The sequence below is a fragment of the Streptomyces sp. NPDC047869 genome (genome assembly GCF_040704065.1).
GTDB lineage: Bacteria > Actinomycetota > Actinomycetes > Streptomycetales > Streptomycetaceae > Streptomyces.
The window spans coordinates 22,924-38,763 of sequence record NZ_JBEYRK010000020.1 but is presented as its reverse complement, the minus strand read 5'-3'; the positions used below and the strand labels follow the sequence as shown (position 1 = coordinate 38,763).

Sequence of the window (15,840 nt, the reverse complement as noted above, 5' to 3'; positions counted from 1 at the left end):
ATACGATGACTTCCACCCCGTCCGACTGGATCACCACCCCGCTGACCGCCGGCCTCGTGCGCGGCGCCCTCGACCTGGAGCGCACCGAGCACGGACTGCTGCCGCACCGGCTGCCCGCCCGGGCCCGGGCCCAGTGCGCCGATCCGCAGCTGCGGATGGCGGAGTCGCAGCCCTCCGGCGTACGGCTGGCGCTGCGCACCCGCGCCACCGCCGTCGAGCTCGACACCCTGCCCACCAAGCGCGTCTACACCGGCGCGCCGGCGCGCCCGGACGGCGTGTACGACCTGCTCGTGGACGGGCGCCCGGCGGGCCGCGCCGTCGCCGCCGGCGGGAACACCCTGACGATCGACATGACGGCCGGCACCGCCGAGCAGCGGCCCGGCCCGGTCGCCACGGTGCGCTTCACCGGCCTTCCGGAGCGGGTGAAGGACGTCGAGATCTGGCTGCCGCACAACGAGACCACCGAGCTGGTCGCGCTGCGCACCGACGCGCCCGTCGAACCGGCGCCCGACCGGGGCCGCCCGGTGTGGCTGCATCACGGCAGCTCGATCAGCCACGGCTCCGACGCCGCGAGCCCCACCACCACCTGGCCGGCGCTGGCCGCCTCGCTCGGCGGGGTGGAGCTGGTCAACCTGGGCCTCGGCGGCAGCGCCCTGCTCGATCCCTTCACCGCACGCGCGCTGCGCGACACGCCCGCCGACCTGATCAGCGTCAAGCTCGGCATCAACCTGGTCAACACGGATCTGATGCGACTGCGCGCGTTCGGGCCGGCCGTCCACGGCTTCCTCGACACCGTTCGTGAGGGTCACCCCGGCACACCGCTGCTGGTGGTCTCGCCGGTCCTGTGCCCCATCCACGAGGACACGCCGGGGCCGAGCGTGCCGGACCTGTCCGCCCTGAGCTCCGGGCGGCTGCGGTTCCGGGCCGCCGGGGACCCGGCGGAGGTCGCGCGGGGCAAGCTCACCCTGCGCGTCGTCCGGGAGAAGCTGGCCCGGATCGTGCGGGAACGGGCCGCCGAGGACCCGTGGCTGCACCACCTCGACGGCCGTGAGCTCTACGGAGAGGCCGACTTCGCCGAACTGCCGCTGCCCGACGGTCTCCACCCGGACGCCGCCGCGCACCGCCGGATCGGCGAACGCTTCGCCTCGCTCGCCCTCGCCCCGGGCGGCCCGCTCGGGCGCCGGGACCGCTGACCGGCGCCGCCGGGCCGTTGCCTCACACCAGGTGGGCGAAGACGACCAGGTTGTCGGTGTAGTCCCGCACCGTGTGGTCGTAGTCCCCCGCGCAGGTGATGAGCCGGACCTCGGGGCGGTCGGTGTCGGCGTACACGCGGTCGCTGGGGAAGGCGTCCTTGGCGAAGGTCTCCGTGTCGTCCACGACGAACTCCGCCTTCCGCCCGTCGGCGCGGTCCACGGTGAACCGGTCGCCGCGCCCGAGTTCGTAGAGGTTGGCGAAGACGGCCGCCGACGTCACCGTGTCCACGTGGCCGGCGATGATCGCGGTGCCCTTCTCGCCGGGTGTGACGCCGTCGACGTACCAGCCGACGAGGTTGGTGTCGGCCGCCGGGGGTGGCTGGAGCTGCCCGGTGGAAGCGAGGGAGAGGGGGGTGAAGGGGGCGTCCACGGAGATCTTCGGGATGACCAGACGGGTCGGCGTGGCCCGGGGCAGCGACCGCTCGGCCTGATCAGTGCCCGGCTGTTCCGCACCGGGCTGTTCGGTGCCGGCCGGTGTGCCGGCGCTCACCGTCGTGCCGCCGGGGGCCTGCGGGACGTCGCCGTCACCGCGGTGGCCGCCGAAGACGCTGACGGCGATGAAGACGATCGCCACGCCCCACAGGGTCAGCCGCCCGCCGCGGCCGGCGTTCTGCGCCGCCCCGTCCTGCTCGGTGGAGGCCGGTGCCGAGGGGCCGGGCGGGGAGGGGTCCGGGGAAGAGGGGTCTGCTGCCATCGGACATCACCTCACTCGGGCACGGCAGCACAGGCGTCGGGCTCCTCCGGGGCGCGGGCCGCCGGCGCGGGAGCGCCGGCGGCGTACGCGGCCCCGAGAGGAGAGGGGGCCGGTCAGGACGCCGGCTCGCCGGCCTTCTTGCGGCGCAGCGCGTACATGCCGGTGGCGCCTACGGCGAGCACGGCCAGGCCGCCCGCGGTGACACCGGGAGAGGCGAGGGCGCCGCCTCCGGTGTGCATGCCGCCGCGCGGCTTGTCGCGGTCTCCGCCGCCCCAGTCGTCCTTGCCTCCTCCGCTGTCCTTGCCGCCCCAGTCGTCCTTGCCGCCGCCGTCCTCCTTGCCGCCGTCCTCCTTGCCGCCGCCGTCCTTGCCGCCGCCGTCCTTGCCGCCGCCGTCTTCCTTGTCGCCGCCCTTGCCCTTGTCCCGGTAGGTCTCGGGGTCGAACCTGCTGTCGTCGCCGGAGCCCCAGTCGTCGCCACCGCGGACCGTGGCGAGCGCACCGCCGCCCGTGTGCATTCCGCCGCGCGGCCCGTCGTGGCTGCGGCCGCCGTCGTCCTCGCTGCTGTAGTCGTTGTCGTGGTCCTTGCCGGAACCCTTGCCGGATCCCTTGTCGTGGTCCCGGCCGGAACCCTTGTCGTAACCGCTGTCGGAATCGCTGTCGTGCTCCTTGCTGTACGAGGAGTCGTCCCGGCCTCCGCCGTCCGCGGCCGGGGCGGCGAAAGCCGCACCGGGCGTGGCGAAGGCCAGGGCGGCGGATGCGGCCGCCGTGGCGAGAAGAATGCGGGCAGAGCGCATATCGGTGTCCTTCCGCCGTGGCCGGGCAGCGGATACGTCATCAGCTGTGTGGACCCGGTCTCGACATGAACCACCGTCAGCCAGGGCGTGACGGCGCACCATCCGGGCGGCCCAGCCGGGTCATCGCGCCACCCGTCTGTCCCAGCGACACGCCGGAGCACCCCCCGTCCGGGGCACCGCTCGTCACCCGGCCGCGCGCCGGCCGGCCCGCGGCCCCCGGCACGGTGTCCCCCGTCCGGGCCGATCCCGCCGCGGTGCGACGGTGGCATGCATGACGGGAATCCGACGACGCATCACATGACGGCGGCGCACCCGTTCCCCGGCCCGCCGAGAAGGGAGCCGCTCCATGCCCCGCGCCACGCCGACCGGAGGGCACCCGGTCCGCCGTCTCCTCGCGGCCTCGCTGGGCGCGCTGATCGGGGCAGTCGCGGTCGCGGCACCGGCCCGGGCGGACGTGGGCGATGTGACGGTGCATCCGATCACCACCACGGCCGGCACCCTTCCCGCCGGCATCACCACCGGGCCCGACGGGGCACTGTGGTTCGCGGGGCCGGGCGCCGGCCGCATCGGGCGGATCAGCGCCGCGGGCGACGTCACCGACTTCCCCACCTCCGGACCCGACAGTCTCCCCCTCGACATCACGGCCGGCCCCGACCGGGCACTGTGGTTCACCGAGGCGCAGGCGAACCGGATCGGCCGGCTCACCACCTCCGGCCGGCGCACGGAGTTCCGGGTGCCGACGCCGGACGGCTTCCCGGCCGGGATCGCGACCGGGCCGGACGGCGCCCTGTGGTTCACCGAGCAGCACGGCAACAGGATCGGCCGGATCACCACCTCCGGCCGCGTCACCGAGTATCCCGTGCCGACCCGGGACTCCGCCGTCCACTCCATCGCGGCGGGCGCCGACGGCGCGCTGTGGTTCACGGAGCCGGCCGGCGGCAGGATCGGGCGGATCGGCGTCACCGGGCGGATCACCGAGTTCACGCTGCCCCGCGGCGGCGCTTTCCCCGACGCGATCGTCGCCGGACCGGGCGGCATGTGGTTCACCATGTCCGGCCCGGACCCGGTCGGCCGGATCGACTCGTTGGGGAAGGTCACCGGGTTCCGGCCACCCGATCCGGACAGCGTGCCGGCCGGCATCACGCGCGGGCCCGACGGCCTGGTGTGGTACGCCGACCAGGCCGGCCGGATCGGGCGGATCGACGCGGACGGCGCGATCACCTCCTTCCCGGTGCCGGGCGGCGCGGACGGGGTGCCGTTCCGCGTCACCGCGGGCCCCGACGGGGGCGTGTGGTTCACCGAACTGCTCGGCAACGCCGTGGGACGGGTCCGGGCCCTGCCGCGCCGGCCCCGCGGCGCCGGGACCCGATCCGTCCGGGCGCCCGGGAGCCTCTTGTTGTGACCGGCGTCATGGAGCAGGCTGTGCGACGGTTCGGCGCGGGCCGGGGGACGGTGGATCCCACGGGGCGACGTGGCGGGAGGACGCGGTGGTGGACACGACGGCACGGGACATGTGGGAACGGTTCGAGCCGGTGCACGATCTGGTGTACTTCGCGCCCGAGGCGCGGCGGGCGGCGGACGCGCTCGGGATGCGCGGGTACTGGATGGGGTACTTCGCGCTGCGCGCCGCCCCGTTGGGCCCGGTGGCCCCGTGCGTGGTGACGAGTTCCTTCTACGTCTTCCACCCCGGCCGGGTCGCCCGCGCGCTGCCCGACGCCTGGAAGTACGCGGCTCCGGCGGAGGTGCTGGCGGCCCGCGGGGAGGCCATGGACGCGGCGATGACCCGCCTGTTCGGTTCGCAGGCCGCACGGTCCGCGGAACTCGCCGAGGCGGCCGACCTGGCGTGGGAGGCGGCGTCGGCGGCGGACACCACGGGCCGGGTGCTGGCCGCGGCGAACCAGGCGCTGGAACGGCCCGGGCGGGCGACCGCGCGGCTGTGGCAGGCGGTGACGACGCTGCGGGAGCACCGGGGCGACGGGCATGTCGCGGTGCTGGTGAGCCTGGGGATCGGTCCGCTGGAGGCCATGGTGCTCAAAGCGGCCGCCGGTGAGTCGGACGGGCCGTTCCTGCGGGAGACCCGGAAGTGGGAGCCGGCGGACTGGACGGCGGCCGAGGACGCCCTGCGCGAGCGCGGGTTCCTGGCCGCGGACGGTTCGCTGACCCGCGCGGGCGTCGCGGGCCGGGCGCTCGTCGAGCGGCGGACCGACGAGGCGGCCGGGAGTCCGTGGCGCGCGCTGGGCGCGGAGCGCACGGCACGCCTCGCCGGGCTGCTGGAGCCGCTGGCCCGCGCCGTCGGGGAGTCGGGGCTGCTGCCGCCCGGCAACCCGGTGGGGGTTACCGTGCGGGAGTCCGCGGGGCGGTGACAGCCGCCGGCCTGCCCGAATACGGCTGAAACCGGCCGGGGCAATGGCCGAAGCGTCCTCAGAAAGGGCTCATCCACGGGTCGTACGCTGAGCCCGTGGTCAACCGAGACGAGGAACCAGGGCGGGTGGCGTACCGGCTCACCGGGCGCCGGGTCACGGCCGCGCGGGCGCCGTCCGGGTCGCCGGCCGAAGTGACGCTCGACGGCGGCACGGTGGTGATGGTCAAGCGCGGTGACGCCCCGGGCGCGGTGCGCGCCGAGGTGGCCGGGCTGCGCTGGCTCGGCGAGGCGGACGCGGTGCGGGTGCCGGCGGTGCTCGGCCATGACGAGCGGTGGATGGTCACCGAGCGGGTGCCGACCGGGCAGCCGGACGACACGGCGGCGCTGCGTTTCGGCCGCGCCCTGGCCGCCCTGCACGCCGCCGGAGCACCCGCGTTCGGCGCGCCGCCGCCCGGCGGACCCGCGGACGCGTACATCGGCGCCGCGCCCATGCGCAACGAGCCGGCGGCCGGCTGGCCCGAGTGGTACGCCGAACAGCGGGTGCTGCCGTATCTGCGGGCCGCGGTCGACGCCGGCACCCTGCGGCGCGAGGAGGCCGCCCCGTTCGAGCGGGTGTGCGAGCGGCTGCCGGACCTCGCGGGGCCGGCCGAGCCGCCCGCCCGGCTGCACGGCGACCTGTGGAACGGCAACGTGCTGTGGGGCGCGGACGGGGAGGTACGGCTCATCGATCCGGCCGCGCACGGCGGGCACCGCGAGACCGACCTGGCGATGCTCCGGCTCTTCGGCTGCCCACGGCTGGACCGGGTGCTGGCCGGCTACACGGAGGCCGCGCCGCCGGCGGACGGCTGGCGGGGCCGGGTCGCCCTGCACCAGCTCTTCCCGCTGCTGGTGCACGTGGTGCTGTTCGGACGCGGATACGCGGATCGGGCCGTCGCCGCGGCACGCGAGGCCCTGGCCGGATGAATCCACGGCGACAGCGCGCAGCCTCGCGGCCGCCGCCGGCGTCCTAGTAGCTGACGCCCGAACGGCCTTGCTCCTGACCATGGTTACGGAGCGTAAGGAAACCAATCACCCGTTCGATTCGTATAAGGACGTGAAAGCCGAATCAGGGAGAGACCAATGCAACCGTTCACGCTCAACTACGCGCGCCCCGCTGTGCAGTTGGACGTCACCACTCCGTACGCGTACGACTCCGGACTGCAGTTGAACGTCCTCCCGGACGGGCGGATCGCCGCCACCGACCACGCCACGCTGAGAGCATTGGGGACAACGACCTCGACCGCCGGGTCCAAGACGCACTTCGACGACTGACCGCGGGCCCACGGAAGATGACCGTGCTCATCCTGACCAGTGAAGAGGACGTGACGGCGGACATGGTGGTGCTCCGGCTGCGCCAGGCCGGTGTGCCCGTGGTCCGGCTGGATCCCGCCGATCTCACCAACGGGGTCGCCCTGTCGGGCGAGTTCGTGCACGGCGCCAGTCGCGGGCATCTGTCCGTCGGCGGGCGTCTGGTGAGCATGAGCGGCCTGCGCTCCGTCTGGGTGCGCAGGCCGGGGGAAGCGGCCGCCCGCGCCGTCCAGCCGTCCGCCTGGCTGACGGAGGAGTCCGCCCAGGCCCTGTACGGCATGCTGCGCTCCACCGGCGCACGCTGGATGAACCATCCGGACGCGGCCCGCCGCGCCCGGCACAAGCCCTGGCAGCTGCGGCTCGCGCAGGACAGCGGCCTCGCCGTGCCTGCGACGCTGATCACGACGTTCCCGCAGGCGGCCCGGGAGTTCGCCGAGCGCTTCCCGGACCTGGTGGTCAAGCCGGTCTCCGGCGCGCATCCGCAGGAGCCGCCGCGGGCGGTGCCCACCAGCCGGGTCGCGCCGGACACGGACTTCGCGGCCGTCGCCTTCGGCCCGACCCTGCTGCAGCGGCGGATACCGAAGCGGGCCGACATCCGGCTCACCGTGGTAGGCGACCGGCTGCTGGCCGCGCGCAAGCCGGCCGACCCGGACGCTCATCCCGACGACGTGGACGTGCGCTTCGCGCCGTCGGTCTCGCCCTGGCTCCCGGCGGAGGTGCCGCCGCGGGTCGGCGAAGCCGTCCACCGCTATATGAATGACGCCGAACTCGCCTATGGTGCCTTCGACTTCGCGGAGGACACGGACGGGATCTGGTGGTTCCTGGAGTGCAACCAGTCGGGCCAGTTCGGCTTCGTGGAGATGGACACCGGCCAGCCGATCGCCGAGACCATCGCACAGTGGCTGGCGGGCGACGGCGAGCCGGCGGTGCCGGACGCGGGCGGCGACCGGGACGCGGCGTCGTGACGCCGTCGGGCCCGGTCCGGAGAAAGGAAGACGACATGCGCATCGGACTGCTGGGAACCGGTCCGTGGGCCCAGGCGGCCCACGCCCCCGCCCTCGCCGGGCACCCCGGTCTGGACTTCACCGGTGTGTGGGGCCGCCGCCCGGAGGCGGCCACCGAGCTGGCGGCGCGGTACGGGGTGCGGGCGTACGACGACGTGGACGCGCTGCTCGCCGACGTGGACGCGGTCGCGATGGCGGTGCCGCCTTCCGTGCAGGCGGAGCTGGCGGTCCGGGCCGCGCGGGCGGGCCGTCATCTGCTGCTCGACAAGCCGCTGGCGGCGGGGGTGCCCGAGGGGCGGGCTGTCGTCGAGGCGGTGGACCGGGCCCAGGTGGCCTCCGTGGTGTTCCTCACCACCCGCTTCCAGAAGGAGCCGGAGGCCTGGATCGAGGACCAGGCCGCCACAGCGGGCTGGTTCACGGCGCGGGCACAGTGGCTGGGGGCGGTGTTCACCAGTCACAGTCCGTTCGCCCACTCCCCCTGGCGGCGGGAGAAGGGCGCGCTGTGGGACGTGGGGCCGCACGCGCTCTCCCTGCTGCTGCCGGTGCTCGGCGATGTCCGGCAGGTGGTGGCCGCGGCGCACGGCCCCGCCGACACCGTGCACCTGGTCCTCGACCACGCCACCGGCGCGTCGAGCACCCTCACCCTGAGCCTGACGGCCCCGCCGGCGGCGGCCGGGGCCGATCTCGAGCTGCGCGGCGAGGCCGGGACGGCGGTGCTGCCGAGGAGCTCCGAGGGCGCGGTCCCCGCCCTCGCCCGCGCCGCCGACGCACTCCTGGCCGCGGCCCGCACCGGCCGCCCCCACCCGTGCGACGCCGCCTTCGGTCTCCGCGTCACCGAGATCCTCGCCGCGGCCGAGGCCCGCCTGGCCGGCCACTCGGCCGACTAGTCCGGCCGCTCACCGCGCCCGGCGGCTCGCCGATCGCGGGGGCGGGCTCGTCGGGAGCGGGCAGCGAATCGCCCCCTGGGCCGCCCGGTCGGGCGGCGCCGCGGAGGGAGGTGAGGGGCTCGGGGGCGGCGTAGCGTGGGAGTGTGATTCGGGTGCGCGGCGGGGCGCCGCGTCGCAATGCGGAGGATCGCGGCTGGCTGCGGGGGGCGCCGCCGCCGCGGTGGGTGCGGGTGCTGCCGGTGGTGCTGCTCGTGGCGGTGACCGCGGCCACCCTCGTCACCCCGGAGGCACGTGATCTCGGGTTCCTGCTGGGCGCGATCCCGCCGCTCGCGGTCCTGTCGTACGGGCCCTGGGCGACGGCCGCGCTCGGCGGCGCGGTCGTCGTGGTGCTGAACGTGCCGGCCACGCATCTGAACCGCCCCGGCAACACCGACCTGCTCACGATCGTGTTCGTCGCCGTGCTGAGCGTGTTCGTCTCCTACGTGCGCAGTCACCGGGACGCCCAGCTGGCCGTGGAGCGGGCGATCGGGGAGGCCGTGCAGCGGGCGGTGATGCCGCCGCTGCCGGAGCGGGTCGGGCGGATCGGCTGCGCCGGCTTCTACCGGGCCGCGCAGGACGGGACGCTGGTGGGCGGCGACTTCTTCGACGTGCGGGACGGGCCCGGCGGTGTCCGCGCGGTGATGGGTGACGTGCGGGGGCACGGTCTGGCGGCGGTGGCGACGGTGGTGTCGCTGCTGGGCGCGTTCCGTGAGGCGGCCCTGGACCAGCCGGACCTCGAGGCGGTCGCGGCCCGGATGGACCGAAGACTCGGGGTGGACGCGGCCGGCGACGGGCAGACGGAGCTGTTCGCCACCGCCGTGCTGCTGGAGTTCACCCGCGACACCGGCGCGGTGCGGGTGGTGGCCTGCGGTCATCCGCCGCCCGTGCTGCTGCACGACGGGCAGGCCCGGGAGGCGGCCGTGGCCCCGGGTCCGCCGCTGGGCATCGGGCTGGTCGGTCTCGATCCGCCGAAGGAGGTCACCCTCGGCCTCGCCCCGGGCGACCGGCTGCTGCTGGCCTCGGACGGGGTCTGGGAGGCGCGGAACGCCGACGGCGCCTTCTATCCGCTGCCCGAGCGGCTCGCCCCCCTGGCCGCGGCCGCCCCCGGCGAGCTGCCCGGCGCGGTGTGGGCGGATCTGGCGCGGACCGGCTACGAGGTCCGCGACGACGCCACCATGCTGGTGCTCGCGCCCCGGGCCGCCTGACCGGGGCCCGGCCCGTCACGCGACGTGCCGCACCGGTCAGCCCACGTCCCAGAGGAACCGGTGGGTGTGGATCCCGAAGTAGGGGAAGGACTGGATCTCGCGGACGCCCTCGGCGGGCCGGACCACGTCGTTGACGAAGTCCAGCAGATCCTTGGGGCCCGGCGCGACCACCTCCACGAACAGGTCGAAGCCGCCGGCGGTGAGCACCGAGTAGACCACCTCGGGGCGTGTGGCGAGCGCGTCGGCGACGGTCCGCGGGTCGCCGTCGACGCCGATGCCGAGCATGGCCATCGCCTGCCCGCCCATCGCCATCGGGTCGGTGACGCCGACGACCTGGACGGCCCTTGAGTCCAGCAGGCGCTGCAGCCGCTGCCGGGCCGCGGAGGCGGACAGGCCGACCCTGGGGCCGAGGTCGGCGTAGGCGATGCGGCCGTCGGTCTGCAGCTCGCGCAGGATGGCGCGGTCGATGTCGTCCATCTGGGCCGGCCGTCCTCTCATCGCGCCAGTTCGGCCAGGGCCGCGGCGAAGACCTCGGTGTGGGTGTCGACGTCCTGCTCGGTGGTGTCGGGGCACATGAGCGCCATGTTGTGGAACGGGGTCAGGAGGATGCCCCGGTTGGCGAGGTAGAGGTGCAGGAAGTCCTCCAGCTCAGAGTCGGCGGCGGCCGCGGACCCGGTGCCGGTGCGGGGCGCGGGGGAGGTGAAACGGTACTCGGTGCGGGCGCCGAGCCGGCTGACGGACCAGGGCAGCCGGTGGGCTTCGATGCCGGCCCGGACGCCGGCCTCGAAGCGTTCGGAGAGCCCCGCCATGCGGGCGAAGGCCTCGTCGGTGAGCACGTGCTCCAGGGTGGCGCGGGTCGCGGCGACCGACAGGGCGTTCCCGGCGAGGGTGCCGCCGACGCCGCCCATGTCCACGAGGTCCAGGTCGTCGCGGCCCAGCAGCCGCTCGGCCAGTTCGGCGGACAGGCCGTACGCGCCGGCCGGGATGCCGCCGCCGATCGCCTTGCCGATGGTCAGCAGGTCGGGGTCGAGGTCCCAGGCGGCCGTGCAACCGCCTGGTCCGGCGGAGAAGGTGTGGGTCTCGTCGTTGATCAGCAGCACGCCGTACCGCCTGGTCAGTTCGCGGACGCCGGCGAGGTAGCCGGGCTCGGGCAGCACGATGCCGATGTTGGTGAGCGCGGGTTCCATGAGCACGGCGGCGACGTCGCCGTGGGCCAGTTCGCGTTCCAGCCCGTCGAGGTCGTTGAACTCGGCGACCCGGCTGGTCAGGGTGACGTCGCAGGGGGCGCCGACATTGCCGGGGCGGTCCGTGCCCCGGCCGTCGGGACCGACGACGATCAGCGACTCGTCGACGCTGCCGTGGTAGCAGTAGCTGTTGACCAGGATCTTCGGGCGGCCGGTGACGGCCCGGGCGAGCCGGATCGCCCACCGGTTGGCGTCGGTCGCGGTCAGCGAGAAGCTCCAGCGGGCCAGGCCGAAGCGCCGGGTCAGCTCGGCGCCGACCCACTCGGCGTCCTCCGTGGGCAGCATGGCGGTGGCCCCGCCCAGCGTCCCGTACCGGTGCTGGACCGCCTCGGCGACCGGGGCCGGCGAGTGACCGGCCATCGCGCCCGTGTCACCGAGGCAGAAGTCGATGTACTCGTGCCCGTCCACGTCGGTGACCCGGGCACCGCGTGCCCCGGCGAGGTAGCGGGGGAAGGCGCCGGCGGTCTTGTTCATCCAGGTCATCGGCACCCGGCCGAAGAGGTGGTCGGCCCGGGCGTAGGCCGCCCGGGAGCGCGGGTTGCGGCGTTCGGCCTCGGCACTCTCGCGGGCCAGGAGGGCGTGCAGACGCGTGCGGTCCATGGAGTACCTCGTACGTGCTGGGCGACTGAACAGCGGGAGCGTACGGCTGAAATGATGATCTGAACAAGGCCTGACGCTCGAATCGGTTGCCGCCGCGCTCGATTCCGCCGGCGCTCGGCGAGCGGGCGCAGGGGTGCCGGGCGCGCCCCGTAAACGCCAGGCTGCGCCACCCCTTCCGCCAGATAGAAATATCTACCAGCATGCATATGCCGGGTTGGCGTGCGCGCGCACCGAGTGCCCGGTCATGACCGTTTCCCGCGCCGCGGGCGACGAGCGAGAATCACCCGGAGCAGTGCATGACGAACGCGATGTGGATGCGGGGCGTGGAGTGGCTCGCCGCGGCGGCGGCCGACCCGCGGGCCTGCAAGTGGGCGTGGGATCACGGCGACGGCATCTCGGTCCTGGAGGCGGGCCGTTTCTGGGACGTGCTGAGCGTGCCCGACCGGCTCGGCCTGCTCACCCTGGACCTGCTGTGGCGGCCCGCGCTGCCCGTCCCCGGCCCGACCCTGGTGGACACCGCCGCGGGGCGGGTCGGGTTCTTCCTGCCGCCCGACCCGGCCGGCGGCTGGGTCGGCGCCGGTCTGCGGTACGCCACCAAGGGGTCCTGGGTCGCCGTGCCGCCGCCGTACCGGTCCGCCCGCTCGCTGGAGTGGCTGATCCCGCCGGACGGCACCGGCGCGCTGCACACGCCCGGCACCCTGGAGACGGCGCTGCGGCAGGCCAACGGCGTGCTGGCGGTGACCGCTCCCCTGTGCGGGCGTTAGCGGACCGCCCCGAAGGCCGCCGCTCCACCGTGAGTTGGGCGGGGCCGGCGTCCGCGACGCCGCCGTCCGGCCGACGGGCGGGGTGCGGCAGGCGCCCCTATGCTGAGCAGGCAGGGCTCCGACGTCTCGCCCACCGCACGTCCGGCTCTCACGTGGTTGGAGTCGCCCATGTCGCATTCGCTCGCACGCCTGCGCAGGGGGGCCGCGGTCGCCGTGGCGGTGGGGACACTGACGGTACCGCTCACCGGTGCTCAGGCCGGGGCGGCGCAGGCCGCCGTGCCCGCCGCGTCCGTCACCGGATCGCCGAGCCCCTCTCCCTCGGGTCCGGACGCCGTCCGCGCCCTCACCCCCGATGTGACCCGTCGGCTCGACGCCGCCGTGCGGCAGGTGATGCGCACGGCGAACGTGCCCGGCGTGACCGTCGGCATCTGGACGCCGGACCGCGGCAGTTACGTCCGCTCCTTCGGCGTGGCCGACAAGAGCGACGGCCGGAGGATGGCGCCTGACATGTACGTCCGGATCGGCAGCGAGACCAAGACGTTCACCGTGACGGCGCTGCTGCAGTTGGTGGACGAGGGGAAGGCCGGCCTCGACGACCCGATCGGCAAGTACGTCGACGGGGTGCCGAACGGGGACCGGATCACCCTGCGCGAGCTGGCCGGGATGCGCAGCGGGCTGTTCAACTACTCCGAGGACGACGGCTTCTTCAAGGCGCTCACGTCCGATCCGCAACGCCCCTTCACACCTGAGCAGTTGCTCGACTACGCCTTCAAGCATCCGGTGATGTTCCCGCCGGGGCAGAAGTTCTACTACAGCAACACCAATCTCATCCTGCTCGGCCTGGTCGTCGAGAAGCAGAGCGGTCAGAACCTCGGGGACTACATCCACCGGCACATCCTCGTCCCGGCCGGGATGAAGGACACCTCGTTCCCGTCCGGCGCGGAGTTCCCCTCCCCGCATCCGCAGGGCTACACGGACCAGACGGCCGACGGCAAGGTGCAGGGCACGGCCGACTGGAACCCGTCGTGGGGGTGGGCGGCCGGCGCCATGATTTCCACCCTTGGGGATCTGCGGACCTGGGCGCCCACTGTGGCGACCGGCCGCTTCCCGGACGGCCGGCGGATGATCAGCCCGGCCGCGCAGGCGCAGCGGCTCGTCACACCGCCCACCCCGATCCCGGGCGCCGGATATGGGCTGGGGATCTTCGACGTGCAGGGGTGGATAGGCCACAACGGCTCGCTGCCGGGCTACGAGACCCTGACCGTCTACCTGCCCGAGGCGCGGACGACCCTCGTGGTGGCCCTCAACACCGACATCGGCCACGACAACCAGGAACCGAGCACCCTGTTCGGGCAGGCGATCACGGAGATCGTCTCCCCGGGTCATGTCTTCGACCTGCCGGCCGAACCCGCCGCACGGTGAGACCGGGCGGCGGAGAAGGGGGCGGGGCCCCGACCGGTCCCCCGTGCCGGTCGTGCCCCGCGGACCCCCGACGTTACGCGCGGGACGCGGCGACGGGTACCGCGCCCGTGCCCTCACCGAGGCGCCGGGGACTCACTCGTGCACAGCCGAGTCCGGTTGGCCCCGGTTCGCCCCGCCGAGGCCGGGGACGGTGAGGGCGCCGGTGGCCAGGTGGGCGAGGACGACCTCGTACAGATCGCTCCCGCCGGCCAGCAACTGGCGCTCCAGCACGGGTTCGGCGGCCCGGACGTGCTCGCGCACGGTCTGGGCGTGGACGCCCAGTTCGCGTGCCGCGCGTTCGGCGTTGGCGTCGGCGGCGAGCCAGGCGCACAGGGTGCTGCGCAGATCGCGGCCGTCGGCGTCCAGGCGGCCGAGGAGATCCATGGCCCAGCCGCGCAGCGCGGGCGGGGCGAGCAGGTCGCCGAGCCGGACGCCGGCCGGCGGGCCGGGTGCCGTGCCGCCGGGGTCGTACGGGCCGCCCGCCGCCTCGGAGTTGAGTGCGAGCCGGACGGCGGCTCGGGCGGTGAGGCCGGCGAAGTCCGTGCCGATCAGCGTCTCGACGCGGTCCATGCGGGCGCGGACGGTGTTGCGGCTGACGCCGAGCACCTTCGCCGCGCTCACGGCGGTGAAGTCCAGGCCGAGACGGGTGGTGGCGAGGAGTTCGGCGCGGGTGTGGTGGGGCAGGGTGTCGAGCGGACGCAGCACTCCGGCGGACCAGGCGCGCAGCCCGGCCGGGTCCATGAGGCGCTCGGGACGGGTCCGTTCGGCGTAGACGGCCGTCCGGTCCGGGCGGAAGCGGGCGACGGCGAGGGCGCTGACGGCCTGGCCGTAGGCGCCGGCGGTGCGGGCGAGGCGCTGGCGCAGGCTGCCGCCGAGGAAGATGCCGGACCGGCCGTCGATCAGGGATCGCAGCCGCTGCCCCGCCGCGGGTTCGGGGCTGACGACGATGACATGGCCGTCCATCGCGGGGCAGCGCACCACGAGTGCCTGGCCGTCGGTGGCGTCGGCACAGGCGTCGGCGAGCGCGTCCCGCTCGGCCGGGGCGCTCTCGATCACGTACACCCGGGCGGTGTCCCCTTCGAGCAGGCCCGGCCACAGGCCCGCGGCGACCCTGCGGGCGGAGACGATGTCCTCCACCATCAGCAGCTGCAGGATGGCGAGCCGCAGGTCGGCCGTGGCCCGGCGCAGCCGGCGCCCGGCGTGGGCCAGCTCCCGGTGGCGCAGCAGGAGTTCGAGCACGCCGGCGGCGCGGTTGACGAGGTCGGCGGCGCGCGGGTCGAAGGGTCCGCCGCGGACCACGGCCAGCACGGCGCCCGCGCCCTGGTCACGGTGGCGTACCGCGACCATGCGGACGTGGCGCCCGCCGTCGTCCAGGGCGGCGGAGGAGACCCGGCCGCCGCCCATGTCGGCGAGCACGGCGGCGTCGAGCGGTACCGCCTCGCCCGCGAGGAGGCCGCCGTGCGCGTCCTGGAGGCACACGGTCGCCCGCAGGGTCTGTCCCAGCCAGGTGGCCAGCCGGTGCGGGTCGCGGGCCGCGGGGCGCAGATGGTCGAGCAGTTGCCCGGCCCAGTCGGCGGCGTACGGCTCCTCGGCGTGGGGGCCCTCTTCGGCTCGGCCGGCCACGTCGTGCCCCTCCTCGTTCTCGCGTCCTGCCTCGGGTTTCGGACGTGGACGTTACCCGATGCGCCGCTTCGCGCCGCCGGCGGCGCGAAGCGGACATGGCTCCGCCGGCGGTCCGGGGGGTGGACCGCCGGCGGAGGCGCCGCAGCCCGGTGGCGGGGGGAGGCCCCGGGCGGCTCTTCCCTCGCATGCCCCCTGATTCCCGTCCTACACCTGGCGATTTCCGGGGAATTCCGGTGCGGGCCCGTCAGCCGCCCGCGGAGGTCCGGTCGCCGGTGTCCGCGCCGGGCACGGGGCGCATTCCGGCCGCCGCGAGAAGCGCGCCCAGCGGGCAGAGCACGCCGGTGACCACGGCGGACGTGTGCAGCCCTGAGCGCGGCGCGGGTACGGGCCGCCCCGGCGGGATCGCGACGCGGGGGCGGGACGCGTACGGGTCCGGCCGGACCCGTACGCGTCAGTGGGCGGCGGAGTGCAGCCGGTGCGTCAGTGAGACGAGCGAGCCCAGGGCGGAGCCGGGGGCGTCCAGTTCGCCCTCGGGATATGACCTCATACCTATGTCAAAACGC

The 15,840-nt window shown here is 75.0% G+C and carries 15 protein-coding genes; 10 read left to right on the top strand and 5 right to left on the bottom strand.

The window, feature by feature from the left end; translation table 11 throughout:
* Nucleotides 1–5: 5 nt before the first annotated feature.
* Nucleotides 6–1,193 (top strand): GDSL-type esterase/lipase family protein, encoded by a 1,188-nt coding sequence (locus AB0924_RS24635; RefSeq protein WP_366912529.1) that lies wholly within the window; start codon nucleotides 6–8, stop codon nucleotides 1,191–1,193.
* A 22-nt stretch (nucleotides 1,194–1,215) separates the two neighbouring features.
* Here the strand turns inward: AB0924_RS24635 and AB0924_RS24630 are convergent, their stop codons facing one another.
* Together AB0924_RS24630 and AB0924_RS24625 are read right to left on the bottom strand one after the other, a co-directional pair.
* Nucleotides 1,216–1,947 (bottom strand): class F sortase, encoded by a 732-nt coding sequence (locus tag AB0924_RS24630; protein ID WP_366912528.1) that lies wholly within the window; start codon nucleotides 1,945–1,947, stop codon nucleotides 1,216–1,218.
* A 113-nt stretch (nucleotides 1,948–2,060) separates the two neighbouring features.
* A complete protein-coding gene (locus tag AB0924_RS24625) occupies nucleotides 2,061–2,741 on the bottom strand; it encodes a hypothetical protein (protein ID WP_366912527.1) in 681 nt (226 codons plus the stop codon).
* Nucleotides 2,742–3,087: 346 nt separating this feature from the next.
* Between AB0924_RS24625 and AB0924_RS24620 the strand changes: the two genes are divergently transcribed.
* The 7 genes from AB0924_RS24620 to AB0924_RS24590 all read left to right on the top strand — a co-directional run bounded on the left by AB0924_RS24620 (nucleotide 3,088) and on the right by AB0924_RS24590 (nucleotide 9,585).
* Entirely contained in the window at nucleotides 3,088–4,143 is a 1,056-nt protein-coding gene (locus AB0924_RS24620) for a hypothetical protein (protein WP_358932786.1), read from the top strand.
* An 88-nt stretch (nucleotides 4,144–4,231) separates the two neighbouring features.
* A complete protein-coding gene (locus AB0924_RS24615; protein ID WP_358932788.1) occupies nucleotides 4,232–5,104 on the top strand; it encodes a hypothetical protein in 873 nt (290 codons plus the stop codon).
* A gap of 95 nt (nucleotides 5,105–5,199) precedes the next feature.
* Nucleotides 5,200–6,066 (top strand): fructosamine kinase family protein, encoded by an 867-nt coding sequence (locus tag AB0924_RS24610; protein WP_358932790.1) that lies wholly within the window; start codon nucleotides 5,200–5,202, stop codon nucleotides 6,064–6,066.
* A 156-nt stretch (nucleotides 6,067–6,222) separates the two neighbouring features.
* Nucleotides 6,223–6,414, top strand: a complete 192-nt coding sequence (tgmA, locus tag AB0924_RS24605; RefSeq protein WP_020938095.1) for a putative ATP-grasp-modified RiPP — start codon at nucleotides 6,223–6,225, stop codon at nucleotides 6,412–6,414.
* A gap of 17 nt (nucleotides 6,415–6,431) precedes the next feature.
* Nucleotides 6,432–7,415: an ATP-grasp ribosomal peptide maturase gene (gene tgmB, locus AB0924_RS24600; protein WP_358932793.1), complete on the top strand. Its 984-nt coding sequence runs from the start codon at nucleotides 6,432–6,434 to the stop codon at nucleotides 7,413–7,415.
* A 35-nt stretch (nucleotides 7,416–7,450) separates the two neighbouring features.
* A complete protein-coding gene (locus AB0924_RS24595) occupies nucleotides 7,451–8,341 on the top strand; it encodes a Gfo/Idh/MocA family oxidoreductase (RefSeq protein WP_358932795.1) in 891 nt (296 codons plus the stop codon).
* A gap of 143 nt (nucleotides 8,342–8,484) precedes the next feature.
* Nucleotides 8,485–9,585, top strand: coding sequence for a PP2C family protein-serine/threonine phosphatase (locus tag AB0924_RS24590; RefSeq protein ID WP_358932797.1), 1,101 nt, complete (start codon nucleotides 8,485–8,487; stop codon nucleotides 9,583–9,585).
* 36 nt (nucleotides 9,586–9,621) lie between these two features.
* Here AB0924_RS24590 and AB0924_RS24585 read toward each other — a convergent pair whose 3' ends face one another.
* Together AB0924_RS24585 and AB0924_RS24580 are read right to left on the bottom strand one after the other, a co-directional pair.
* Nucleotides 9,622–10,062, bottom strand: coding sequence for an Lrp/AsnC family transcriptional regulator (locus AB0924_RS24585; RefSeq protein ID WP_358932799.1), 441 nt, complete (start codon nucleotides 10,060–10,062; stop codon nucleotides 9,622–9,624).
* Between the two features lie 17 nt (nucleotides 10,063–10,079).
* The gene (locus tag AB0924_RS24580; protein WP_358932801.1) at nucleotides 10,080–11,429 is read right to left on the bottom strand and encodes a transaminase; all 1,350 of its coding nucleotides are present in this window, start codon (nucleotides 11,427–11,429) and stop codon (nucleotides 10,080–10,082) included.
* A 296-nt stretch (nucleotides 11,430–11,725) separates the two neighbouring features.
* Between AB0924_RS24580 and AB0924_RS24575 the strand changes: the two genes are divergently transcribed.
* Together AB0924_RS24575 and AB0924_RS24570 are read left to right on the top strand one after the other, a co-directional pair.
* On the top strand, nucleotides 11,726–12,193 hold the full coding sequence (locus AB0924_RS24575; RefSeq protein WP_358932803.1) for a hypothetical protein: 468 nt from the start codon (nucleotides 11,726–11,728) through the stop codon (nucleotides 12,191–12,193).
* 168 nt (nucleotides 12,194–12,361) lie between these two features.
* Nucleotides 12,362–13,615, top strand: a complete 1,254-nt coding sequence (locus AB0924_RS24570; RefSeq protein ID WP_366912526.1) for a serine hydrolase domain-containing protein — start codon at nucleotides 12,362–12,364, stop codon at nucleotides 13,613–13,615.
* Nucleotides 13,616–13,747: 132 nt separating this feature from the next.
* On the opposite strand, the gene AB0924_RS24565 is transcribed toward AB0924_RS24570, so the two are convergent.
* Complete coding sequence (locus tag AB0924_RS24565) at nucleotides 13,748–15,277, bottom strand: helix-turn-helix domain-containing protein (RefSeq protein WP_366912525.1); 1,530 nt, start codon at nucleotides 15,275–15,277, stop codon at nucleotides 13,748–13,750.
* Nucleotides 15,278–15,840: the final 563 nt, after the last annotated feature.